Raw genomic sequence first — 22088 nt, 5'->3', positions numbered from 1 at the left:
GGCGCGGCGCTCATTCGTCCGGCAGCAGGAAGCCGTAGCGCACCATCACCGCACGCGCCTCCGGACCCTGCAGGTAGGCGTAGAAGCGCTCGGCGGCCGGTCCGGCGCGGCGCGTCAGCGCCATGCGCTGGCGGAGCGGCTCATGCAGGCTGTCGGGCAGCAGAGCATGGTCGCCCCGCTCGCGCATGGCGGGCGCGAGGGCGAGCGAATAGGCGATGATGCCTCCCTGGCTGCCGCCCGCGAGCGCGAATTGCGCGGCCTGCGCGACGTTCTCGCCGAAGGCGAGATGCGGGCGGATACGCTCCCAGAGGCCGGTGGCGCGCAGCGCCTGTTCGGCGGCGCGGCCATAGGGCGCGTGCTCGGGATTGGCGATGGCGAAGCGGGTGATGCGGCCGGCGTCGAGCGCCTCGCGGATGGCGTCCATGCCGCCGGCGGCGCGGATCGGCGAGCCGGGCGGCGTGAACAGGGCGATGCGACCGATGGCGTAGAGCGCGCCCTGGTCCCTCGTGTATCCCCCCTCGGCGAGGCGGAGGACGAAGGCCTCGTCGGCCGAGAGGAACAGCTCGACCGGACTGCCCTGCTCGATCTGGCGCGCGATGTTGCCCGAGGAGCCGAAGGAGAGGCGCACCGCCTGGCCTGTCGCCTCGCGGAACCGGGCCGCGACCTCGGCCAGAGCGAACTGCAGGTCGGCGGCGGCGGCGACCAGCGGGGGCGCGGCCGCGGGAACGCCGCCGGAAGCCTGGCCGGTATCCTGACCGGGCGCCGCGGCCGCGAGGACCGGCACGAGGGGCAGGGCGGCGAGGCGCAGCACCGTGCGCCGCGACGGGTCGGGAAGGACAGGTCGGAGCATGCGCGGTCCCTTCGCTATCTTCGTTCATGGATAGCGATCAGGCGCTGACAGCGCAAGGCGCAGGCGGCAGCGTGGGCGATTGGCGCGATCCCGGAAGCGTGGTTCCTTTCGTCGCATGGCAGGCAGGCGACGCCGCGGCGATGGCGGCACGGTCCGGCGCACGCTGACCCTCCGGCTGACGCTGGACGAGCGGGTGGAATTCGGGCCGGGCAAGGCGGACCTCCTCGAAGGCATCCGCGAGGAGGGCTCCATCGCCGGCGCGGGGCGGCGGATGCGGATGTCCTACCAGCGCGCGCACGATCTGGTGGCGGCGCTGAACGCCGACTTCCGCGAGCCGCTGGTGGCGACCGCCATGGGAGGGACCGGCGGCGGCGGCGCGCGCCTGACGCCGCTCGGCGAACAGGTGCTGCGCACCTATCGCGAGGCCGAGTCGCTGGCCGAGGCGGCGGTCGCCGAGCGCCTGGACCGGCTGCGCACCATGCTGGCGCGACGCGGCGGCTGACCGCGCGGCGCCGGCAGCCGGTCAGACCGTGATTCCCGCGGCAAGCCCCGTGTGCACCTCCCCGGCGCGAAAGCGCGGGTCGTCGAGCGCCGCGAGGAGGAAGGGGATGTTCGTCTCCGGTCCCTCGATCTCCATGCCGGCGAGCAGCTCGCGGAGGCCGCGGATCGCCTCCTCGCGCGATCGGCCCCGCACCACCGCCTTGGCGAGAAGCGGATCGTAGAAGGGGGTCACCTCCATGCCCTCCCGGTAGCCGGTCTCGATCCGCCAGGCGCCGTCGCCCTCGGGCAGCCGGAAGCGGACCAGCCGCCCCGGGGAGGGGAGGAAGCGGCGGGGATCCTCGGCATAGATGCGGGCTTCCACCGCGTGCCCCTCCACCGCCACGCGGGACGGCAGCACGCGCCCGAGCGGCTCTCCCGCCGCGGTGCGGATCTGCGCGGCGACCAGGTCGACGCCGGTGACCATCTCCGTCACCGCGTGCTCCACCTGAAGCCGCGTGTTGACCTCGAGGAAGCCGAAGGTGCCGTCCTCGGCCATGAGCATCTCGACCGTGCCGATGTTGTCGTAGCCGAGCCGCTGCAGCGCCGCGGCCGCGCGCTGCGCGATCCCGAGGGCGCGGTCGCGCGGGAGGTTGGGCGCCGGGGCCTCCTCGATCACCTTCTGGTGGCGGCGCTGGACCGAGCAGTCGCGCTCGAACAGGTGGCGCACCTGGCCGTGCCGGTCGCCGAGGAGCTGGATCTCGACGTGCCGCGCCCGCTCCAGGAAGCGCTCCAGGTAGACGCCGCCATCGGCGAAGCTTCGTTCCGCCGCGGCGCGGGCGCGCGCGACCGCGCGGAGCAGGGAGGCCTCGTCGCGCGCGATGGCCATGCCGATCCCGCCGCCGCCGCCAGCCGGCTTGACCATCACCGGGAAGCCGATCCCGCGCGCGGCGGCGAGGACCTCCCCCGGGTCCGCGGGCAGCAGCCCGGAGCCCGCGGCGACCGGGAAGCCGTTCCCGGCCATGATCGCGCGCGCGCGGGTCTTCTCGCCCATCGCGGCGATGTGGTGCGGCGAGGGGCCGATGAAGGTGATGCCCATCGCCGCGGTCCGGGCCGCGAAGGCCGCGTTCTCCGAGAGGAAGCCGTAGCCCGGATGCAGGGCGTCCGCCCCGGCCTTCGCCGCCGCGTCGAGCAGGGCGTCCTGGTTGAGGTAGCTCTCGCGCGCCGGGGCGGGGCCGATGCGCAGGGCCTCGTCCGCCTCCTCGAGGTAGGGCGCCCCGGCATCGGCGTCCGAATGGACCGCGACCGCCCTGCACCCCAGGGCGCGGACGGCCCGGATGATGCGGGCGGCGACGGCGCCCCGGTTGGCGACGAGCACGGTGCGGAAGGGCGCCGCGCGCGCGGGCGGCGGCGTGTCCGTCATCGTGTCAGCGGGCATCGTCGCTCCTCGCATGCGGGTTCGGTACGGGGCCGGGACCGCCGCCGACCGGCCGGCCGTTGCCTGTCCCGGAGGCGCGCGGCAAGCATGGGGGGCACCGCGCCCGGAGACGCGGGGAGCCTGCCACCAGGAGACCACCGCGGGGAATGATCCCGGCCGAGGCGTCGCATCCCTTTACCATCCGCCGGTACGGCCGGCTCGCCTCGACCAACGACACGGCGCGCGCGCTCGCCGCCGCGGGCGCGCCGCACGGCACCGTCGTCTGGGCGCGGTCGCAGTCGGCCGGCCGCGGCCGGCAGGGGCGGGCCTGGTTCAGCCCGCCCGGCAATCTGTACGTCTCGCTCATCCTCCGGCCGTGCGTCCCGGCGGCGAGGCTGGCCGAACTCGGCTTCCTCGCGGCGCTGGGCGTCGCGGACGCGCTGGATGGCGTGCTCGCGGCACGCCGGGCGGAGCTGAAATGGCCCAACGACGTGCTGCTGGAGGGCCGCAAGGTCGCCGGCATCCTGCCCGAGGCGGTGGTCGCCGCAGGCGCACCCCCCGCGGTCATCCTCGGCATCGGCATCAACCTCCGCGAGGCGCCGGCGGGCACGCCATACCCGGCAACGAGCCTGGCGGCGAACGGTGCCGCGGAGGTGACGCCCGAGGGGATGCTCGGCGCCCTGCTGCCGGCGCTCGCGCGCTGGCTCGCGCGCTGGGACGCCGAGGGCTTCGCGCCCGCGCGGGCGGCCTGGATGGGCCGGGTGCGCGGGCTCGGCCACCCCGTCCGCGTGCGCACCGGCGAAGGCTGGCTGGAAGGCCGCCTGACCGCGCTGGACGAGGACGGCGCGCTGATCGTCGAGACCGCCGCCGGGCCGCGCCGCGTCACGGCCGGCGAGGTCGCCTTCGCGCCGCGCGAGGCGGAGGACGCGGCCCCGCCCGCCGCGCCGGCCGGCCGATGAGCCATCCCGCGCGCCGGCTCACGGCCGCATGCCGAAGGCGCGCGGCCCCGGCTGGCGCAGCGGCTCAGCCTGGCGGGCGAACTCGCACAGCAGCGGCCGGGTGTCGCGCGGATCGATGATCTCCTCGACCCAGAAGGTCTCGGCGGTGCGGACCGGGGCGCGCAGGGCGGTCAGGCGCGCCTCGATCTCGGCGAGCTTCGCCGCCGGGTCGGGCGCGGCCTCGATCTCCGCGCGGTAGGCGGCCTCGATCCCGCCTTCGAAGGGCAGCGATCCCCAGCGGGCCGAGAGCCAGGCGTAGCGGAAGGCGAAGCGGCCGGCGGGCTGGTGGATCGCGCCGGCCACGCCGAAGGAGTTCCGCACGATGATCGAGCACCACGGCACGGTGGACTGGTTGACCGCCGCCATGGCGCGCACGCCGTGGCGGATGGTCGCGGCGCGCTCGGCCTCCAGCCCGATGTGGAAGCCCGGGCAGTCCACCAGGTAGATGACCGGCAGGTGGAAGGTCTCGGCGAGGTCCACGAAGCGGACGACCTTCTGGCAGGTCTCGCTGGTCCAGGCGCCGCCGTAGAAGTACGGGTCGCTCGCCATCACCGCGACCGGCAGCCCGTCCATGCGCGCGAGGCCGGTGATGATGGAGCGGCCGAACATCCGCCCCATCTCGAAGAAGGAGCCGCGGTCCACGATCGCTTCGACGATCGGGCGCATCTTGTAGACCTTGCGCGCCTCGCGCGGGACGGCGGAGAAGAGCGACTCCTCGCGCCGGCCCGGGTCGTCCCCCGACGGGACGCGCGGCGCGACCTGGTGCACTGAGGAGGGAAGGTAGGAGAGGAAGCGCCGCGCGCAGGCGAAGGCCTCCTCCTCGGTGTCCACCGCGTGGTCCACCGCGCCGCTGCGGGTCTGGATCTCCCAGCCGCCCAGCTCCTCCTTGCTCAGGTTCTGGCCCGTGCGCGCGACCACCGGCGGGCCGGCAACGAACATGGCGGAGGTGCCCTTGGTCATCACCGAGTAGTGGCTCGCCGCCATCCGCGCGGCGCCGAGGCCCGCGACGGAACCGAGGCCGAGCGCGACGACGGGCACGTGGCAGAGGTTCTCCGTCGTGTAGTGGAACTGCAGCGTGCCCGGCGTCAGGCCACCGGGGAGGTTGGCGCGGCCGGTCGTCTCGATGGTCCTGACCGATCCGCCGCCGCCCGAGCCCTCGATGATGCGGACGATCGGCTGGCGCAGCTCCTGCGCCATGCGTTCCGCGAGGACGTGCTTCTCCTTGATGTTCGCGTCCGCGGAGCCGCCGCGCACCGTGAAGTCGTCGCCGATGACGACGACGGGGCGGCCGTCGATCCGCGCGCGGCCCATCACGCAATTGGCGGGAGTGAGGGCCTGCAGCCGGCCCTCGGCGTCGTACTCCGCCTTGCCGGCGATCGAGCCGATCTCGAGAAAGCTGCCCGGGTCCACCAGGCGGTCGAGCCGCTCGCGCACCGTCAGCCGGCCGGCATCGTGCTGGCGCTTCACCTTGTCCGCGCCGCCCATGGCGCGCGCGAGGCGCTGGCGTCGGCGCAGGTCCTCCAGCTCAGGCGTCCAGTTCACCGCTCTCCTCCACCGCCTCGTTGCGCATCAGTCCTCCGCCATGGCGGGGCGCCCCGGCCGGCGCGAGGCGGAGCAGGGCGTCCACGACGACGGCGCCCTCGCCCTCCCGGCCGACCAGGACCGGGTTCAGGTCCAGCTCGCCGATCTCCGGGACCGCCACGGCGAGCCGCGACACGGCGGCGATCGCGCGCGCCAGCGCCGGCACGTCGAGGCGCGGCCGGTCGCGCGCGCCGTCCAGCAGCGGCCAGGCCTTGAGGCTCCGCAGCAGCGCCGTCGCCTCGGCCTCGCCGAAGGGGGCGGCGCGGAAGGCCACGTCGCCGAGGATCTCGACGAAGACGCCGCCCAGGCCGACGGCGACGAAGGGGCCGAGGATCGGATCGCGCTTGATGCCGATCATCACCTCGGCACGGCCGCCGCCGACCATCTCCGCCACGAGCAGTCCCTCGATCGCCGCGCCGGGCGCCTTCTCGCGCACGGCGCCGAGGATCGTCCGGGCCGCCTCCCGGCAGGCCGCCGGCGAGGCGATGCCGAGCGCGACGCCGCCGGCCTCCGTCTTGTGCGGGATGTCGGGCGAGTCGATCTTCACCGCGACGCCGTCCGCGCCGAGGGCGGCGAAGGCGGTCTCCGCCTCCTCGGGCGTGCGGACGCGCGCCATGCGCGGAACGCGCAATCCGAGCCGGCCGAGCGCGGGCAGGAGCGCCGCCTCCCCGATGACGCCCCGGCCCTCCCTCCGGGCCTGCCGCACGAGCGCGGCGACGGACGCGGCGTCCGCCGGCGCCGCGTCCGCCGGCGGCGCGGCGCCGCCGGCCGGCCGCGCCGCCGCATCGAGCAGGCGCCGCGCCGCCCTCGCGGCGCGCGACGGGTCGGTGAAGGTCGGGACGCCCGCGGCCGAGAGCGCGACGAAGCCCGCCGGCGCCGAGGCGAGCCAGGCCGCGACCATCGGCTTGGCCGCCGACCGCGCGAAGGCCGCCAGCTCGGCGGTGAGCGCCGCCGAGGCGGCGCGGATCGCGCCGAAGCAGCAGATCACGATGTCCACCCCGGGATCGTCCGCCACCCGCTGCAGCAGCGCCCGTGCCGTCGCCGGGTCCGCCTGCGGCAGCGACGCCAGGTCCACGGGATTCTGCGCCGGGAGGAAGGGCGGCAGGTGCGCCGCGATCTCCGCCCGCGTCGGCTCGGACAGCGACGCGAGCTCCAGGCCGAAGCGGTGCAGGTCGTCCGTGCAGAGGACGTTGAAGCCGCCCGAATTGCCGACGATCCCGACCCGCGCCCCGCGCGGCGGCGGCAGCGCGGCGCCGAGGGTGACGGCGGCGTCCACCAGGTCCTCCAGGCTCTCCTCCACCATGACGCCGAGCTCCGCGAACAGCGCGTCGTGCAGCCGCGCCGAGCCGGCGAGCGCGCCGGTGTGCGAGGCCGCGGCGCGCGCCGCCGCGGAGCTGCGCCCGGCCTTGAGGACGACCAGCGGCTTGCCCTTCTCCCGCGCCCGCAGCGCCGCGGCGCGGAAGCGCGCGACGTCGCGGATGCCCTCCAGGTAGCCGACGACGACGCGGATGCGCGGGTCCGCGGTCATGTGCGCGACGGCGTCGGCGAACTCGAACCCGGCCTCGTTCCCCGTGCTGACGAGGTAGCCGAGCCCGAGCGAGCGGGCCATGCACTCCGAGGCGATCAGTGCGCCGACGAGCCCGCTCTGCGAGACGATGCCGATCGGGCCCGGCTTCGGCTGCCCCTCCGAGAGCGCCGTCGAGAAGTTCACGGCGAGGCCGTTGAACAGGTTCGCGATGCCCTGGCAGTTCGGGCCGCAGACGATCAGGCCGGTCCGTTCGCAGATGCCGCGGATCTCGCGCTCGGCCGCGCCGCCCTCCGGCCCGACCTCGGCGAAGCCGCTGGTGTAGATCACCATCGCGCCGACGCCCATCGCGGCGGCCTGGCGCACCGCCGGCAGCACGCCCTCGGCGGGGATGGCGACGACGACCAGATCGGGCACCTCGGGCAGCGCGTCGAGGGAGGGGAAGCAGTCGAAGCCGAACAGCGCGCGGTGCCGCGGGTTGATCGGATAGACGCGGCCGGCGAAGCCGGTCTCGCGCAGGTAGGCGAGCGGGCGCCCGCCGGCCTTGGTGGCGACCCCGGACGCGCCGAGCACGGCGACGGAGGAGGGTTCGAAGAGGCGCCGGAGATTCGCCTCGCGCCTCGCCGCGCATCCGCTGCTCATGGCCGCTCCCCCAGGGGCATGCGTGTGCCTGGAAGCGGGATGTGAAGCCGCCCTTGCCGGGTGCGTCAACTCTGCCATGCTGCGCGCGACGCCGGCCGCTTGCGGGCGCGGCACCGAACTGCGCATGAGGGGGATGATGCCGTTCGAGCGCGAGATCGCCGAGCACGCGCGGCGCCGCGGGAAGGCGCTCGCCATGGGGTCGAAGCGGAAGCTCGAGGAGTTCGCCGCCGCCGGCCTGCTGAACGCGCGCCAGCGCATCGCGCACCTGCTCGACGAGGGGTCGTTCCAGGAGGTCGGCCTCTTCGCCGTCTCGGAGCGCGCGGCGGACCGCGACCGCTCGCCCGGCGACGGCGTCGTCACGGGCTACGGGCGCATAGACGGGCGCGAGGTCGGCGTGGTCGCCTACGACTTCACCACGCTCGGCGCCTCCAGCGCGCCGGTGGCGAGCCTCAAGTTCCAGCACGTGCGCAAGACCACCATCGCGCGCGGCATCCCGATGGTGATCCTCGGCGAGGCGGGCGGCGCGCGCATCCCGGACGTGATGGGCGCGCGCGGCATCGCCCGCACGCGCAGCCACCAGGTGTACGACCGGCGCCGGCAGACGCCCTGGGTGACGGCCATCCTCGGGCAGAGCTACGGCTCGCCGAGCTGGAAGGCCGCGATGTCGGACTTCGTGCTGATGCGCAAGGGCGCGGTGCTCGCCGTCTCCAGCCCGAAGGTGACGGCGGTCGCGATCTCCGAGGAGGTGGACCCGGAGGAGCTCGGCGGCTGGCGCATGCGCACCGAGGTCACCGGCGAGGTGGACCAGGCCTACGCGACGGACCAGGAGGTGCTGGGCGCGATCCGTCGCTTCCTCAGCTACATGCCCTCCAACGCGAACGAACCGCCACCGCGCGCGCCGGTCCCGCCGGGATCGGGCGAGGGGATGGCGCGCATCCTCGACATCGTGCCCGAGCAGCGCGAGCGCGTGTACGACGTGCGGCGGGTGATCGAGGTCGTCGTGGACCGCGACAGCTTCTTCCCGGTCAAGGAGCGCTTCGCGAAGGTCCTCACCTGCGGCCTCGCGCGCATCGGCGGGCGCACGGTCGGCATCATCGCCAGCAACCCGATCTTCAAGGGCGGCGCGCTCGACCCCCAGGCCTGCCGCAAGGCGACGGGCTTCATCGTGCTGTGCGATTCCTTCAACATCCCGCTGGTCTTCCTGACCGACACGCCCGGCTTCCTCGTCGGCGTCGAGGGCGAGCGGCTCGGCCTCGCCGGCCAGATCATGAACTTCAACCACGCGCTGGAGATGGCGACGGTGCCCAAGCTCGCCGTCATCATGCGCAAGAGCTATGGGCAGGCCTACATCAACATGGGCGGCACCGCCGACGAGATCGCCGCCTGGTACAGCGCCGACGTCAGCTTCATGGACCCCGCCGCCGCGGTGAACGTGCTGCACGGCGTGCGCCGCCAGGCCGACCCGGAACGCTTCGAGGCGCTGCGCCGCGAGCTTGCCCGCGACACCGGCGCCTACGACCTCGCGGCCGGGTTCCTTGCCCAGGACGTGATAGACCCGCGCGAGACCCGCGCCTGGCTGATCCGCATGCTCGCGGTGCACGAGTCACGCGCCTCCGGCGGCATCGGGCGCCACCACATGGCCACCTGGCCCTACAACTTCTGACGAGGCCTTCGAGGAGCAGGCATGAAGAGGATCGAGGTGAAGGCGGAGACGCCGGGCAGCGTCATCCGCCACGAGGTGGTTCCCGGCGATGCGGTCGCCGAGGACGACCCGATCCTGACCATCGAGTCCATGAAGATGGAGATCCCGATCCCGGCGCCGGTGGACGGGCGCGTGATCGAGATCCTCGTCGCCCCGGGCGAGGCGGTGGCGGCGGGCCAGACCGTCGCCGTAATGGAGGCGTGAACCGCCGGCCGGGCCCCTACGCCTCCTGCAGCATCGGGCCGGTCTCCGCCTTGGCGCCGGCGGCGACCGCCTCGTGGTGGTGGCAGGCGACGAGGTGGTCCGGCTCCGCCAGGCGCATCTCCGGCAGGCGGGCGGCGCAGGTCGCGTCGGCGTAGGGGCAGCGGGTGCGGAACAGGCAGCCGCTCGGCGGCGCCAGCGGGTTCGGCAGCTCGCCCTGCAGGCGCACGGCGCCGAGCGGCGCGTCGCCGGCGGCGAGCGCGACCAGGCGCCGCGTGTAGGGATGCGCCGGACGCCGCAGCACGCGGCGCGCCGGACCCAGCTCGACCAGGCGGCCGAAATACATGACGCCGACCGTGTCGCTCAGGTAGCGCACCACGGCGAGGTCGTGGCCGATGAAGAGGTAGGTCAGGTCCAGCCGCTGCTGCATCTCGCGCAGCAGGGTCAGCACCTGCGCGCGCACCGAGACGTCGAGCGCCGAGACCGGCTCGTCCAGCACGAGGAGCGCGGGGTCCACCGACAGCGCGCGCGCGATGGCGAGCCGCTGGCGCTGGCCGCCGCTGAACTCGTGCGGATACTTGCGCGCCGAGTCCGGCGGCAGGCCGACCAGGCGCAGAAGCTCGGGCGCCCGCGCCTCCGCCTCGCGGCGGTCCATGCCGTGGGCGCGCAGCGGCTCCGTGACGATGCGGTCGGCGCGCATGCGCGGGCTGAGCGCGCCGTAGGGGTCCTGGAACACCGCCTGGACCTTGCGCCGGTAGGCCAGCTCCTCGGCCGGCGTCTGCGCGAAGATGTCCTGCCCCTCGACCAGCAGGCGGCCCGCGCTCGGCGCCTCCAGCTTCAGCAGCAGCTTCGCGACCGTGCTCTTGCCGCTGCCCGATTCGCCGACCAGGCCGAAGGTCCGGCCGCGCGGGATGCGGAAGGAGACGTCCACGGCGGCGGCGACCGGGCGCGCCCTGCCGAACAGCGTCGCGGCCGGGATCGCGAAGGTCTTGGTCAGGCCGATCGCCTCGACCATCGGCGGGGCCGCGTCCGCGCTCATGCGGCACCCTCGCCCGCGCGCCAGCAGAAGACGCGGTGGCGTTCGCCGACCGTGCGCTCGCGTGGCCGCTCCTCGCGGCAGAGCGGGATCGCGGCCGGGCAGCGCGCGGCGAAGGCGCAGCCCGGCGGCAGCCGGGCGAGGTCGGGCACCTGGCCCGGGATCGGCTGGAGGACGACCTCCTCCTCCTCGATCCGCGGCAGGGAGGCGAGCAGGGCCTGCGTGTAGGGATGGCGCGGCGCGCGGAAGACCTCGACCGTCGGCCCCTCCTCCACGATGCGGCCGGCGTACATGATGACCACCCGGTCGGAGAGCCGCCGGATCGCCGACAGGTCGTGCGTGACGATGACGACCGCGGTGCCGGCGGACTCGCGCAGTTCCCGGAACAGGATCAGGATCTCGTCCTGGATCGAGGCGTCGAGCGCGGTGGTGGGCTCGTCCGCGATCAGCAGCCGCGGCGCCGCGGCCGTCGCCATCCCGACCAGCACCCGCTGGCGCATGCCGCCGCTGAGCTGGTGCGGGTACTGCCGCAGCCGCAGCTCCGGCGCGGTGAGGTGGACGCGGCGCAGCACCTCCACCGCGCTGCCCAGCCGCCCCGCTCCGCCGCCGCGCCGCCGCTCGCGCAGCACCTCCTCGAGCTGGTTGCCGATGGTGTAGAGCGGGTCGAGCGAGGTCATCGGGTTCTGCAGCACCATCGCGAGGTCGCGGCCACGCAGGCGCGCCATCTCCCGCTCCGGCAGCGAGAGCAGCTCCTTCCCCGCGAACTCGACCCTGCCCGAGACGCGCGCCGTGCGCGGCAGGGTGCGCATGACAGCGGCGCAGAGCGTGGTCTTGCCGCTTCCCGACTCGCCGGCGATGCCGAGGATCTCGCCGGGCGCGAGCGTCAGATCGGCGTCGGCGACGGCGCGCACGGGCCGCGCCGGCAGGCCGAACTCGACGTTCAGGCCGCGGATCGCGAGGAGGGGCTCGCCGTGGGGCATGGCGCCGCGGCCTACAGCCGGCCGCGCGGATCGAAGCCCGCCTTCAGCCACTCGCCGAGCGCGTTGAAGCTCATCACCGCGAGCACGATGGCGAGCCCCGGCCAGACCGTGAGCCACCAGGCGACGGTCATGTAGGTCCGCCCCTCGGCCAGGGCGAGGCCCCAGGACACGTCGGGCGGCTGGATGCCGAGGCCGAGGAAGGAGAGCGAGGATTCGAGGATGATCGCGCGCCCGACGTCGAGCACGCCGAGCACGAGGATGGAGGTGAGCGCGTTCGGCAGGATGTGCCGCAGCGCGATCGGCAGGGGGCGGAGGCCGGCGACGCGGGCGAGCAGCACGAAGTCGCGCTTCTTGATCGAGACCACCTCGCTCCGCACCAGGCGCGCGTAGCGGGCCCAGTTGGTCAGCATCATGACGAGGATGATGTTCCCGATCCCCGTCCCCAGCGCCGCCACGAAGGCGAGCGCCATCAGGATGAAGGGCAGCGCGAGGAAGGCATCCACGACGCGCATGACCACCGCCTCGACCACGCCGCCGAGATAACCAGCGGCGAGGCCGAGCGCGACGCCGACGGTGCCGCCGGCCAGCACCGCGGCGCCCGCGGTCAGCAGCGAGATGCGCGCCCCCGCGATCAGGCGGCTCAGCATGTCGCGGCCGAGCTGGTCGGTGCCGAGCGGATGCGCGAGCGATCCCCCCTCCACCCAGGCGGGCGGCGCGAGGATGGCGGTGAAGTCGGCCTCGTCCGGCACGTAGGGCGCGATCGCCCCGCCGCCGAGGGCGGCGACGACGAGCAGCAGGCAGATCGCGGTCGCGAACAGCGGCGGCCGCCCCGCGCCGGCCCGGATGCGCCCGCCGAACAGCCCGCCCGCGTCGCCGGGCCGCTCCCCCGCGGCGGCGCTCACGACCGGCTCACCCGCGGGTCGAGCACCGCGTAGAGGAGGTCCACGACGAGGTTGATGGTCATGACGAGCACGGCGGTCAGCATCACGGCGGCCTGCACGACGGGGTAGTCGCGGTTGAGGATGGCGTCCACGAGCATCTGGCCGACGCCCGGCCAGGCGAAGACCCGCTCGGTCACGACGGCGCCGCCGAGCAGCAGGCCGAACTGCAGGCCGAGATAGGTCACGATCGGCAGCGAGGCGTTGCGCAGCGCGTGCTTCAGCACGATCAGGCGGCGCGGGATGCCGAGCACGCGCTCCATCTGCACGAAGTCGCTGCGCAGCGCCTCGGTCATGTTGGCCCAGGTCAGCATGGTGACGGAGGCGGAGGCGTAGAAGCCGAGGGTGACGGCCGGCAGCACGAAGTTCGCCGCCGTCCCGTAGCCGGAGGAGGGCAGGACGGGAATGCTGATGGCGAAGACGAAGATCAGCATCAGGCCCGTCCAGAAGGTCGGCATCGCCTGGCCGAGGCTCGCATAGCCGCGCACCGTCGCGGCCAGCCAGGAGCCCGGCCGCAGCGCCGCCGCGATGCCGAGCGGCAGGCCGAGCAGGATGGCGACCAGCATCGAGACCCCGGCGAGCTGGAGCGTCGGGCCGATCGCCGCCAGCACCAGGTCGAAGGCGGGTTCCCGGTAGCGGAACGAGATCCCGAAGTCGCCGCGCAGCACGTTGCGGAGGAAGACGACGTACTGCTCGTGGACCGGGCGGTCGAGGCCGTACTGCTGGCGGAAGAAGGCGCGGTCGGCCTCGGTCGCCTCGGAGGGCAGCACCAGCGGCGTCGGGTCGCCGGTGAGCCGCGCGAGGACGAAGATCAGGACGGTCAGCAGCGCCAGCGTGACCAGCGCCTGCCCGAGCCGGGTGAGGAGGAAGCGCGCCATCCCGTTCTCGCCCTGCGCGGGTCCGGCCTAGGAGGCGCGCCTCACGTTCCACAGCACCGGCCAGGAGACGTGCGGCGTCGGCTTCCAGCTCAGCCCCCTGCCGACGCCGTAGATGGAGTCGACGGTCCACAGCGGGATCAGCGGCGCCTCCTCGTGCAGCCGCGCGAACAGACGACGGACGAACGCCCGCCGCTCCTCGATCGAGGCGAAGTCGTTCATGCGGTCGAGCATCGCGTCGATCTCGGGGTTCGAGTACCACGAATAGGTAGCGCCGGTGCGCACCTGGCGCAGCAGGCGGCCGGAGGGGTCCGCGTTGTAGTCGGTGAAATTGGCGAACACCATGTCCACCGAGGGGTCCTTCTGGCGCGCGCCGTAGACCGAGATCCAGGCGCCGTAGTCGAGCATGTTGATCTCGGTGCGGATGCCGATGCGGTTGAGGAAGGCGGCGACGCCCTGCAGCGTCTCCCGCGCCTGGGGGACGCGCCCGGTGCCCTGGCCGAGCAGCTTCAGCGGGCGGCCGAAATCGAAGCCGGCCTCGGTGAGGATCTGGCGCGCGCGGTCCGGGTTGTAGCCGTAGGGCGTCACCTGCGCGTCGCAGCCGAAGATGTCTGGGTGGCATGGCTGCTCGAGCTGCTGGGCGAAGCCGAGCATGGTCGCGCGCAGGAGCGCCGCCTTGTCCACCGCCATGTTCAGCGCGCGGCGCACATCGGCCCGCCGGAGGCCCGGATGCCCGTTCAGCGCGTTGATCGCGATGTAGATGTTCTGGAAGCTCGGCGCGCGGACGACCTGCACGTTGGGCAGGCGCTGCAGCGGCGCGGCCAGCACGGGCGGGACGTTGGTCACGATGTCCGACTCGCCCGTCTGGACCTGGGCGACGCGCGACTGGTCGTCGGGGATGATCTTGAGCGTGACCTCGCCGAAGGCCGGCACGCGGCCCCAGTGCTGCTCGAAGCCTCGCAGCTTGATGTAGGAGCGGACGCGGCGCTCGACGAAGGCGAAGGGGCCGGTGCCGATGGGCTGCCGGTCGAACGGGTTCTCCCCGCCAGCCTCCGCATGCTTCTTCGAAATGATGTACCAGTACTCGCCGCAGTTATCGAGGAAGGAGGCGTCGCGCTGCTTCAGCTTCACGCGGCACCGCCGCTGGTCGAGGACCTCGACGTCGGCGATGTTGGCGACCAGGACACTCGCCCTCGGGTTGCGCGTCTCGGGCGCGACGGCGCGCTGCCAGCTGAAGCGTACGTCCTCGGCGGTGACCGGCTCGCCGCTGTGGAAGCGCGCGTTCGGGCGCAGCGTGAACTCGTAGGAGAGGCCGTCCGGGCTCGCCGTGTGGCTCTCGGCGAGCAGCGGCGCGGGCTTGCCGTTCTCGTCCGGGCCGTAGAGGCCCTCGAAGACGTTGGCGAAGAAGAAGTAGTCGTTGCCGCCGGCGATGCGGCACGGATCCTGCGTGATCAGGTCGGTCCCGATGGCCACGGTGAGCGGGGGCCTCGCCTGCGCGCGCGCCGGCACCGCCGCGCCGGCCGCCATCGCCACCGCGGCGCCGGCGCCCGAGAGCAGCGCGGCGCGCCGCCCGATCCCCGGCGCCGAAGGGTTCGGCCGCGCGGAAGCGGCGTTGGCGTCGGCCTGTGTCATGGAGCGTCCTCCCTTCTTGTCGTCGGGTCTTGTCGTCGGGACCACCACGCCCGATCGCGCAGCGTCCCGACAATGGTGACCAATTCGTGCCGACCGTCCACCCCCGACCGCGCGCCGCCAGGAGAACCGGAACCCCATCGGCGCCGTGCCGGCGTCGGGCGCCGGCGGAGCGCCGGGTCGGGCAACGGGTTGCGGGCGCGCGTCGCGCCCCGCCCGATCAAAGCGGCGGCGCCGCCCGGCGGACCGGCGACGGTCGCGGGCTTGCCCTGCGGCCGGCACGGCGCCGGCGTCGGACCGGCAGACGGCGCCGCCCCCGCTGCTTGAGCCGTCATTCCGGCCCTTCTATGCTGCCGCGCGAGCGTCTCCGTTCGTCACAACAAGCGCAGCCGCGAAGCTGCGCGTCGGGAGGGAACCATGAAGCGCGTCAAGGCGTTGGCGGTCGGACTTTCCGTGCTGGCGGCGGTCGCCCTCGCCGCCGGCGCGGCCGCCGCGCAGCAGGTCCGCTGGATCGTCGCCACCGGCTTCGCCGAGACCAATTTCCAGACCCAGAACGTCCGACGCTTCGCCGAGGACGTCCGGGCGCGGACCAACGGCAGGCTGGAGATGGTCGTCCATTCCGGCGCCTCGCTGGTGCGCCTGCCGGACATCCTGCGCGCCGTGCAGACCGGCCAGGTGCAGGCCGGCGACATCCTGCTCTTCCTCTACGGCAACCAGGACCCGTTCTTCGAGATCGACACGATCCCCTTCGTGGCGGTCGGCTACGACGAGGCGCGGCGCCTCCATGAGCTACAGAAGCCGCATCTCGAGCGCCGTCTCGCCGAGCGGGGGGTGCGCCCGCTGTTCTACGTCCCCTGGCCGGGCCAGGGCATCGTGTCGCAGCGGCAGATCAGCTCCGCGCAGGACCTGCGCGGATCGCGCATGCGCACCGCGGGCCAGACCACCGCGCGCTTCGCCGAACTGCTCGGCGCGGCGCCGACGGTGGTGCAGACCTCCGAGATCTCCCAGGCCTTCTTCACCGGCCTGGTCGATTCCAGCATCTACTCGCCGACCACCGCGGTGGACACCCAGGCATGGGACTACGCCAGGTTCTTCCACAACACCCGCGCCATGCACAGCAAGGACGCCTTCGTGGTCAACCGGCGGGCCTTCGACGCCCTGCCCGAGGATCTCCGCCGCGCCGTGCTCGAGTCCGCCGCGATTGCCGAGACCCGCGGCTGGGAGATGAGCCAGCGCCGGGAGCAGGAGGCGCTGCAGGAGATCCGCCAGCACGGGCTGCAGGTGGTCGAGCCCAGCGAGCAGCTGATGAGCGAGCTGCGCAGGGTGGGCGACCGCATGCTCGAGGAATGGGTGCAGAAGGCCGGCGCGGAGGGCCGCGCGCTGCGGGACCAGCTGCGGCGCTGAACGGGACGCAGCGGCGGGACGGGCGCCCCCCGGCGCCGGCCGCCACCGCAGAGGGGACGCCAGGGACGGTCATGCGCAGGGCCCTCGATCGCCTCTACCTCGGCGCCGCCGTTCTGGCGGGGATGTGCCTCGTCGCCATCGCCGTGCTGGTGGTCGCCCAGATCGCCGGGCGACTGGCCGGGGTCTTCATCCGCGGCCTCGACCAGCTCTCGGGCTACCTGCTCGCCGCCGCGACCTTCCTCGCCCTCGCCCACACCTTCGCGACCGGCGGCCACATCAGGGTCGAGCTGCTGCTCGAGCGGCTGCCGCCCCGATCCCGCCGGGCCGTCAACCTGGCCTGCCTGCTCCTCGCGACGGCGGTGATCGGCTACTTCGCCTGGCACGCGGTGGTCACGACGTGGCAGTCCTACGAGTTCATGGAGGTCACCGTCGGCCTCCTCGCCGTGCCGCTCTGGATACCGCAGAGCGTGATGGCGATCGGGCTGTGCATCATGTTCGTCGCGGTGGCCGATGCGCTCGTCACCGCCCTCGACCGGCGGGCGCCGGCGCGCGGCGTCCCCCGGCCCGGCGGCCCGCCGCGGTGACGGCGCCCCGCCTCGCCGCGCCGGCCTAGGGCGCGGGACGCCGCATGGAACCGGTCGCGCTGGCCACGGTGCTGCTGATCCTGATGTTCGTCCTGCTCGGGGCGGGACTGTGGGTCGCGGTCGCGCTGGTCGCCCTCGGCGTGCTCGCCCTCGAGCTCTCCGGGGCGGCCCCGCCCGGCACGGTGCTCGGCGCGACCGTGTGGGGCGGCAGCACGAGCTGGACCCTCATCGCCCTGCCGCTGTTCATCTGGATGGGCGAGATCCTGTTCCGCACGCGGCTGTCGGAGCAGATGTTCCAGGGCCTCTCGCCCTGGCTCACCCGCCTGCCGGGGCGCCTGCTGCACGTCAACATCCTCGGCTGCGGCATCTTCGCCGCCGTCTCCGGCTCCTCCGTCGCCACCACGGTGACGGTCGGGAAGATCGCGCTGCCGGAGCTGGAGCGGCGGCGCTACGACGAGTCCCTCGCGATCGGAACCCTGGCCGGATCGGGCACGCTCGGCATCCTGATCCCGCCCTCGATCATCATGATCGTCTACGGCGTCGCGGCCGACGTCTCCATCGTCCGCCTGTTCGCGGCCGGCGTCGTGCCCGGGCTGATGGTGGTCGGGCTGTTCATGCTCTACGTCGCCGCGCGGGCCCTGGCCGACCCGAGCAAGGCACCGTTCACCGACGCCCCGCTGCCGCTGCGCGAGCGGCTCCGGCAGGCGCGGCACCTCATCCCGGTCCTGCTGCTGATGGCCGCCGTGCTCGGCTCGATCTACGGCGGGCTGGCCACGGCGACCGAGGCGGCGGCGCTCGGCGTCGTCGGCGCGCTGGCGATCGCGGCGATGAGCGGGTCGCTCACCTGGCGCAGCTTCTACGAGAGCGTCATCGGCGCGACCTGCGCGTCCTGCATGATCTGCTTCCTGCTCGCGGCGTCGGCCTTCCTGTCGGTGGCGATCGACTACGCCGGCCTCTCGGCCTGGGTCGCCGGGTCCGTGCTCTCGCTCGGGCTGTCGCGCACCGAGCTGATCGCGGTGCTGACGCTGATCTTCATCGTGATGGGGTGCTTCCTGGACGGCATCTCGATCGTGGTGCTGGCGACCTCGCTCCTGCTGGCCGCGGTGAAGCAGGCCGGCATCGACCCGCTGTGGTTCGGCGTCTACCTGGTCGTCGTCGTCGAGATGTCGCTGATCACGCCGCCGGTCGGGCTGAACCTGTTCGTGCTGCAGGGGATGACGGGCAGGAACCTGGCCGTCGTCTCGCGCGCGGCGTTCCCCTTCTTCCTGCTGATGGTCCTGTCGGTGGTGCTGCTGGTCGCGTTCCCCGGGCTCGCGACCTACCTGCCCGCCGCGGTGTTCGCGCGGTAGCGCGGGGACGGCCGGCGCGGCCGGGCCGCCCGCCCGCGGCTTGCCCGCGCGCGGCGCTCCTCTTGCCGTCCCGCGCCGGCGGAGCCTAGGGTTGCCGCCGATCGGACCATGAGGAGGAACGGACATGGCCCAGGGACACGTGTTCGCCGGCGTCGTCCGCTGGCCGGGAGGGGCCGACATGTCCTCGCCGCCCGGCACACTCGGCGGCATCTTCCGCCTGGCGGTCGGCGAGCGCGAGTGGGAGCAGGTGACGCGCGGCCTCCCCGCGGAATGCCATGTGCCCGGCCTGACCGCGGACCCGCACGACCCCGACCGCATCTACGCCGGCACGCAGGAGGGCCCCTACGTCAGCACCGACGGCGGCGCGAGCTGGCGGCGCCTGGACTTCCCGCGCCGCGACCTGCAGGTCTGGGCGATCGCTGTGCATCCGCGCGACCCGCGCAAGCTCTACGTCGGCACCTCGCCGCTCGGCGTCTTCATCAGCGAGGACGGCGGCGGCACCTGGCGGAGCGCGCCAAGCGCCGCGCTGCCCGACCACATGGAGATGGGCAGGTTCCGCAACCGGGTGATGCGTTTCGCGTTCAATCCCTCGCGGCCCGAGGAGATGTTCGCCGCGCTCGAGGTCCGCGGCGTGATCCGCAGCACGGACGGCGGCGAGACCTGGCAGGACTGCAGCGCCCACCTCGTGGAGCTCGCCGAGCAGCCGCACCTGAAGAGCGCCATCCTGACCCAGGACACGGCGGAGGGCATGCTGGACGTGCACGCCGTCGCGATCAGCGCCGCGGCGCCGGAGACGCCCTTCGTCGCCTTGCGGATGGGCCTGTTCCGCAGCGACGACCACGGCGCGCACTGGCAGGACCTGGAGATGCGCAAGCGCAGCCCGATCTTCTACGGGCGGGACATCCGCGTCAGCCCGCACGACCCGAAGACGCTCTACGCCACGCTCTCGACCTCCGCCGCCGGCGACACCGGCACGGTCTGGCGCAGCCCGGACCTCGGCGCGACCTGGGAGAGATTCGACACGCCCACCAGGGCGCGCAGCACCATGATGGCGGCGGTGCCGTCGCCGCGCGATCCGCGCGTGGTCTACGCCGCGGCGCGCAAGGGCCAAGTGTTCTGCACCCTCGATGGGGGCGCGACCTGGCAGGAGGTGCCGCTGCCGGCCGGCTGCAGCGCGGTGATGGCGCTGGCGATGAACTGAGCGGCGCTCGGCGCCGCCGGGCCGGCCCCCCGGGGCGGCCGCGCGGCGGCCGCGGCCGGAGGGCGTCGCGCCCGCCCGGGGCCGGCGGTGTCCCGGTTCCGGGGCGCCCGCCGATCCGCCGGGGGGCGGCGCGCAGTCAGCGCGCGGCCGCCCGCATCTCGGCGGCCGTCTCCAGCACGGCGCGGACGATCTTGTCGTAGCCCGTGCAGCGGCAGAGGTTGCCAGCCAGCCAGTAGCGCACCTCGGTCTCCGTCGGGTCCGGATTCCGGTCGAGCAGGGCCTTGGCGGCGACCAGGAAGCCCGGCGTGCAGATCCCGCACTGCAGCGCCGCCATCTCCACGAACTTCCTCTGCAGCGGGTGCAGGCGCTCGCCCTCGGCCATGCCCTCGATGGTGCCGATGCGGCGGCCTTCGGCCTCGGCGGCCAGCATCAGGCAGGAGCAGACCAGGCGGTCGTCGACCGTGATGGTGCAGGCACCGCAATCGCCCGAGGCGCAGCCCTCCTTGCTGCCGGTCAGGCCGAGCTCGTCGCGCAGCACCTCGAGCATGCTCTGCGTCGGATCGCACAGGAACTCGACCGGCTCCCCGTTGATGGTGGTGGTGACGTGCAGCTTGGGCATGATCAGTGCTTCCCCCCGGCAGCCGCGCGCTCGGCGGCGATGGCGGCGACTCGCTTGAGCAGGACGCCGGCGATCCTGGTACGGTACTCGATGGTGCCGCGCTTGTCGTTGATCGGCCTGCAGGCGGCGCGGCAGGCGGCGGCGGCGGCCTCCAGCGCCTCGTCCTCGAGCCGCGAGCCGATCAGCGCCTTCGCCGCGTCCTCGACCAGCAGCACGGTCGGCGCGACCGCGCCGAGGCCGACGCGGGCCGCGGTGCAGGTACCGCCCTGCATGGTCAGGCTGACGCCGCAGCCGACCACCGCGATGTCCATCTCGGTGCGCGGGATCAGCCGCAGATAGGCGTCGCCGGACCCGGGCGGCCGCGGCGGCAGGGTGAAGCTCACCACGATCTCGCCGCGCCCCAGCGTGGTGCGGCCGGGACCGGCCTGGATCTTCTCCACCGGCACCTCGCGCCGGCCGTCCGGACCCTGCACCGTGACCGTGGCGCCGGCGGCGACCAGCGCCGGCACGCTGTCGGCGGCCGGCGAGGCGTTGCAGAGGTTGCCGCCCGGCGAGGCGCGGCCCTGGATCTGGGTCGAGCCGATCAGGTTGATCGCCTCCACCACGCCCGGCCAGACCTGGCCGAGCCTCGGGTGATCGCCGATCTCCGCGCCGGAGACCGCGGCGCCGATCCGGAAGCCGCCGTCCGCGGTCTCCTCGATCGTCGTCATCTCGGCGATCTTCTTCACGTCGACGATGACGCCGGGGCTCACCGCGCCGGCGCGCATCTGCACCAGCAGGTCGGTCCCGCCGGCGAGGACGCGGCCGGCGCCGTCGGCAGCGGCCAAGGCGCGGACCGCCTCGTCGAGCGTTCGCGGCGCAAGGTATCGAACGTCGTTCATGCCTGTTCCCGTTGTCGTTTCCAGTCCCAGGTGCCGGCCCTTGGCTCGGAGGGTCCCTTTCGGCTCCGCATGCACCATAGGGCGATCGGTGGCGGGGCGACAGTTCGGAGTGGCGCCCGGCCGCGGACCTGACCGGAGCGGGCGATCGCCGGGCGCGCACCGGCACCGTCGTCCGGTCGCGCCGCGGCGACCGCTCCGTCGCTGGCGCGACGACGACGCGCGTCGGGTCGCGACGGCGACGACCGCCCGGCGCGCGGCGTCTTCCCGCTCCCTCGTCCCCCGCCGATCGGGCGCGGGCACGTCGCATCCCCGCGGCCGGCGTCCGCTGCCGTCCGAATCCCGCCCGCGGCCGCTGCGCGACACCGGGCGCCGTCCGGGCAGGCCCGTGATGCCCGCGGCCCCGGCCACCATATGGGCGGTCGCCGCAGCGCCGGCGGCGGACCACCATCCAGGGAGGCCGGAGGGACCAATGTGCGGGCGCTACTTCCTCCCGCGCGGGCCGGCAGCGATCGCGGCGCATTTCGAGACGGTCAGCCCGCTGCCCAACTTCCCCGCCACCTGGAACCTCGCTCCGACGCAGGACGGGCTGGTGGTGCGGCGGCACCCGGAATCGGGCGCGCGCCACCTCGACGCGCTGCGCTGGGGCCTGGTCCCCCGCTGGGCGAAGGACGCCTCCGTCGGCGCGCGGATGATCAACGCCCGCGCCGAGTCGCTCGCCGAGCGGCCGGCCTTCCGCGACGCCTTCCGCAAGCGCCGCTGCCTCGTGCCGGCGGACGGGTTCTACGAGTGGCCGGCGGGCGGCGCCGCGCCGAAGCAGCCCTACGCGATCGCGCTCGCCAGCGGCGAGCCGATGGCGCTCGCCGGGCTGTGGGAGGGCTGGCGCGCGCCGGACGGCGCGATCCTGCGCAGCTTCGCCATCGTGACGACGGAGGCCAACGCCAAGCTCGCCGCGCTGCACCCGCGCATGCCGGCGATCCTGCCGCGCGAGGCCTGGCCGCTCTGGCTGGGCGAGGACGCGTCCGAGGACGAGGCGGCGCTGCGCGCCCTGCTGCGGCCCTGCCCCGAGGCGTGGCTCGCCGCCTGGCCGGTCTCGACCCGCGTCAACCGGGTGGCCGAGAACGACGCGGGCCTCCTCGCGCGCGATCCGGGCGCCCGCCCGCCGCCCGGGCTGGACGACCCGCCGCCCGGCCTGGCGTGAC

At 74.1% G+C, this 22088-nt stretch carries 20 protein-coding genes; 9 read left to right on the top strand and 11 right to left on the bottom strand.

Going from position 1 to position 22088, the window contains the following annotated elements:
• Window positions 1-10: 10 nt before the first annotated feature.
• A complete protein-coding gene (modA, locus tag IEX99_RS07575; protein ID WP_188899428.1) occupies window positions 11-850 on the bottom strand; it encodes a molybdate ABC transporter substrate-binding protein in 840 nt (279 codons plus the stop codon).
• Between the two features lie 115 nt (window positions 851-965).
• Here modA and IEX99_RS07570 point away from each other — a divergent pair, with 115 nt between their 5' ends.
• Window positions 966-1352, top strand: a complete 387-nt coding sequence (locus tag IEX99_RS07570) for a winged helix-turn-helix domain-containing protein (RefSeq protein ID WP_188899427.1) — start codon at window positions 966-968, stop codon at window positions 1350-1352.
• Window positions 1353-1373: 21 nt separating this feature from the next.
• On the opposite strand, the gene IEX99_RS07565 is transcribed toward IEX99_RS07570, so the two are convergent.
• Complete coding sequence (locus IEX99_RS07565) at window positions 1374-2765, bottom strand: ATP-binding protein (protein WP_229677868.1); 1392 nt, start codon at window positions 2763-2765, stop codon at window positions 1374-1376.
• A gap of 146 nt (window positions 2766-2911) precedes the next feature.
• Between IEX99_RS07565 and IEX99_RS07560 the strand changes: the two genes are divergently transcribed.
• Window positions 2912-3703 (top strand): biotin--[acetyl-CoA-carboxylase] ligase, encoded by a 792-nt coding sequence (locus IEX99_RS07560; RefSeq protein WP_188899426.1) that lies wholly within the window; start codon window positions 2912-2914, stop codon window positions 3701-3703.
• Between the two features lie 18 nt (window positions 3704-3721).
• On the opposite strand, the gene IEX99_RS07555 is transcribed toward IEX99_RS07560, so the two are convergent.
• Both IEX99_RS07555 and IEX99_RS07550 read right to left on the bottom strand, forming a co-directional pair.
• Window positions 3722-5284: an acyl-CoA carboxylase subunit beta gene (locus IEX99_RS07555; RefSeq protein ID WP_188899425.1), complete on the bottom strand. Its 1563-nt coding sequence runs from the start codon at window positions 5282-5284 to the stop codon at window positions 3722-3724.
• Window positions 5268-7490, bottom strand: a complete 2223-nt coding sequence (locus tag IEX99_RS07550) for an acetate--CoA ligase family protein (protein ID WP_188899424.1) — start codon at window positions 7488-7490, stop codon at window positions 5268-5270. The genes IEX99_RS07555 and IEX99_RS07550 overlap by 17 nt, the downstream gene beginning before the upstream one ends.
• Window positions 7491-7614: 124 nt before the next feature.
• On the opposite strand from IEX99_RS07550, the gene IEX99_RS07545 reads away from it, so the two are divergent.
• Window positions 7615-9153 (top strand): acyl-CoA carboxylase subunit beta, encoded by a 1539-nt coding sequence (locus IEX99_RS07545; protein WP_229677867.1) that lies wholly within the window; start codon window positions 7615-7617, stop codon window positions 9151-9153.
• A 21-nt stretch (window positions 9154-9174) separates the two neighbouring features.
• The gene (locus tag IEX99_RS07540) at window positions 9175-9396 is read left to right on the top strand and encodes an acetyl-CoA carboxylase biotin carboxyl carrier protein subunit (RefSeq protein ID WP_188899423.1); all 222 of its coding nucleotides are present in this window, start codon (window positions 9175-9177) and stop codon (window positions 9394-9396) included.
• A 16-nt stretch (window positions 9397-9412) separates the two neighbouring features.
• Here the strand turns inward: IEX99_RS07540 and IEX99_RS07535 are convergent, their stop codons facing one another.
• From IEX99_RS07535 to IEX99_RS07515, 5 genes are read right to left on the bottom strand one after another with little or no spacing between them, the layout of a single operon-like run.
• A complete protein-coding gene (locus IEX99_RS07535; protein ID WP_188899422.1) occupies window positions 9413-10432 on the bottom strand; it encodes an ABC transporter ATP-binding protein in 1020 nt (339 codons plus the stop codon).
• Window positions 10429-11409: an ABC transporter ATP-binding protein gene (locus IEX99_RS07530; RefSeq protein ID WP_188899421.1), complete on the bottom strand. Its 981-nt coding sequence runs from the start codon at window positions 11407-11409 to the stop codon at window positions 10429-10431. Before IEX99_RS07530 ends, IEX99_RS07535 begins: the two co-directional genes overlap by 4 nt.
• A gap of 11 nt (window positions 11410-11420) precedes the next feature.
• A complete protein-coding gene (locus IEX99_RS07525) occupies window positions 11421-12311 on the bottom strand; it encodes an ABC transporter permease (protein WP_188899420.1) in 891 nt (296 codons plus the stop codon).
• Window positions 12308-13225, bottom strand: coding sequence for an ABC transporter permease (locus tag IEX99_RS07520; protein WP_188899419.1), 918 nt, complete (start codon window positions 13223-13225; stop codon window positions 12308-12310). The genes IEX99_RS07525 and IEX99_RS07520 overlap by 4 nt, the downstream gene beginning before the upstream one ends.
• Before the next feature lie 27 nt (window positions 13226-13252).
• Complete coding sequence (locus IEX99_RS07515; protein WP_188899418.1) at window positions 13253-14854, bottom strand: ABC transporter substrate-binding protein; 1602 nt, start codon at window positions 14852-14854, stop codon at window positions 13253-13255.
• 414 nt (window positions 14855-15268) lie between these two features.
• Between IEX99_RS07515 and IEX99_RS07510 the strand changes: the two genes are divergently transcribed.
• From IEX99_RS07510 to IEX99_RS07495, 4 genes are all read left to right on the top strand, one after another.
• Window positions 15269-16255 (top strand): TRAP transporter substrate-binding protein, encoded by a 987-nt coding sequence (locus IEX99_RS07510; protein ID WP_188899417.1) that lies wholly within the window; start codon window positions 15269-15271, stop codon window positions 16253-16255.
• Window positions 16256-16326: 71 nt separating this feature from the next.
• The gene (locus IEX99_RS07505) at window positions 16327-16839 is read left to right on the top strand and encodes a TRAP transporter small permease (protein ID WP_188899416.1); all 513 of its coding nucleotides are present in this window, start codon (window positions 16327-16329) and stop codon (window positions 16837-16839) included.
• 44 nt (window positions 16840-16883) lie between these two features.
• Complete coding sequence (locus IEX99_RS07500; RefSeq protein WP_188899415.1) at window positions 16884-18188, top strand: TRAP transporter large permease; 1305 nt, start codon at window positions 16884-16886, stop codon at window positions 18186-18188.
• Between the two features lie 124 nt (window positions 18189-18312).
• Window positions 18313-19389 (top strand): sialidase family protein, encoded by a 1077-nt coding sequence (locus IEX99_RS07495; protein ID WP_188899414.1) that lies wholly within the window; start codon window positions 18313-18315, stop codon window positions 19387-19389.
• Between the two features lie 136 nt (window positions 19390-19525).
• Here the strand turns inward: IEX99_RS07495 and IEX99_RS07490 are convergent, their stop codons facing one another.
• Both IEX99_RS07490 and IEX99_RS07485 read right to left on the bottom strand, forming a co-directional pair.
• Window positions 19526-20008, bottom strand: a complete 483-nt coding sequence (locus tag IEX99_RS07490) for a (2Fe-2S)-binding protein (RefSeq protein WP_188899413.1) — start codon at window positions 20006-20008, stop codon at window positions 19526-19528.
• 2 nt (window positions 20009-20010) lie between these two features.
• A complete protein-coding gene (locus IEX99_RS07485; protein ID WP_188899412.1) occupies window positions 20011-20889 on the bottom strand; it encodes an FAD binding domain-containing protein in 879 nt (292 codons plus the stop codon).
• A 469-nt stretch (window positions 20890-21358) separates the two neighbouring features.
• Between IEX99_RS07485 and IEX99_RS07480 the strand changes: the two genes are divergently transcribed.
• Window positions 21359-22087 (top strand): SOS response-associated peptidase, encoded by a 729-nt coding sequence (locus IEX99_RS07480; RefSeq protein ID WP_188899411.1) that lies wholly within the window; start codon window positions 21359-21361, stop codon window positions 22085-22087.
• The last annotated feature ends 1 nt before the right edge of the window (window position 22088 follow it).

Source organism: Caldovatus sediminis (assembly GCF_014644455.1).
Taxonomy (GTDB): domain Bacteria; phylum Pseudomonadota; class Alphaproteobacteria; order Acetobacterales; family Acetobacteraceae; genus Caldovatus; species Caldovatus sediminis.
Note: the sequence above shows the minus strand (reverse complement) of the source record. Positions and strands in the feature narration are given on the sequence as shown.

Coding starts and splice junctions, on each gene's coding strand:
- modA (WP_188899428.1), bottom strand. CDS start 850: ATGCTCCGACCTGTCCTTCCCGACCCGTCGCGGCGCACGGTGCTGCGC.
- IEX99_RS07570 (WP_188899427.1), top strand. CDS start 966: ATGGCAGGCAGGCGACGCCGCGGCGATGGCGGCACGGTCCGGCGCACG.
- IEX99_RS07565 (WP_229677868.1), bottom strand. CDS start 2,765: ATGCCCGCTGACACGATGACGGACACGCCGCCGCCCGCGCGCGCGGCG.
- IEX99_RS07560 (WP_188899426.1), top strand. CDS start 2,912: ATGATCCCGGCCGAGGCGTCGCATCCCTTTACCATCCGCCGGTACGGC.
- IEX99_RS07550 (WP_188899424.1), bottom strand. CDS start 7,490: ATGAGCAGCGGATGCGCGGCGAGGCGCGAGGCGAATCTCCGGCGCCTC.
- IEX99_RS07545 (WP_229677867.1), top strand. CDS start 7,615: ATGAGGGGGATGATGCCGTTCGAGCGCGAGATCGCCGAGCACGCGCGG.
- IEX99_RS07540 (WP_188899423.1), top strand. CDS start 9,175: ATGAAGAGGATCGAGGTGAAGGCGGAGACGCCGGGCAGCGTCATCCGC.
- IEX99_RS07535 (WP_188899422.1), bottom strand. CDS start 10,432: ATGAGCGCGGACGCGGCCCCGCCGATGGTCGAGGCGATCGGCCTGACC.
- IEX99_RS07530 (WP_188899421.1), bottom strand. CDS start 11,409: ATGCCCCACGGCGAGCCCCTCCTCGCGATCCGCGGCCTGAACGTCGAG.
- IEX99_RS07520 (WP_188899419.1), bottom strand. CDS start 13,225: ATGGCGCGCTTCCTCCTCACCCGGCTCGGGCAGGCGCTGGTCACGCTG.
- IEX99_RS07515 (WP_188899418.1), bottom strand. CDS start 14,854: ATGACACAGGCCGACGCCAACGCCGCTTCCGCGCGGCCGAACCCTTCG.
- IEX99_RS07510 (WP_188899417.1), top strand. CDS start 15,269: ATGAAGCGCGTCAAGGCGTTGGCGGTCGGACTTTCCGTGCTGGCGGCG.
- IEX99_RS07505 (WP_188899416.1), top strand. CDS start 16,327: ATGCGCAGGGCCCTCGATCGCCTCTACCTCGGCGCCGCCGTTCTGGCG.
- IEX99_RS07500 (WP_188899415.1), top strand. CDS start 16,884: ATGGAACCGGTCGCGCTGGCCACGGTGCTGCTGATCCTGATGTTCGTC.
- IEX99_RS07495 (WP_188899414.1), top strand. CDS start 18,313: ATGGCCCAGGGACACGTGTTCGCCGGCGTCGTCCGCTGGCCGGGAGGG.
- IEX99_RS07490 (WP_188899413.1), bottom strand. CDS start 20,008: ATGCCCAAGCTGCACGTCACCACCACCATCAACGGGGAGCCGGTCGAG.
- IEX99_RS07485 (WP_188899412.1), bottom strand. CDS start 20,889: ATGAACGACGTTCGATACCTTGCGCCGCGAACGCTCGACGAGGCGGTC.
- IEX99_RS07480 (WP_188899411.1), top strand. CDS start 21,359: ATGTGCGGGCGCTACTTCCTCCCGCGCGGGCCGGCAGCGATCGCGGCG.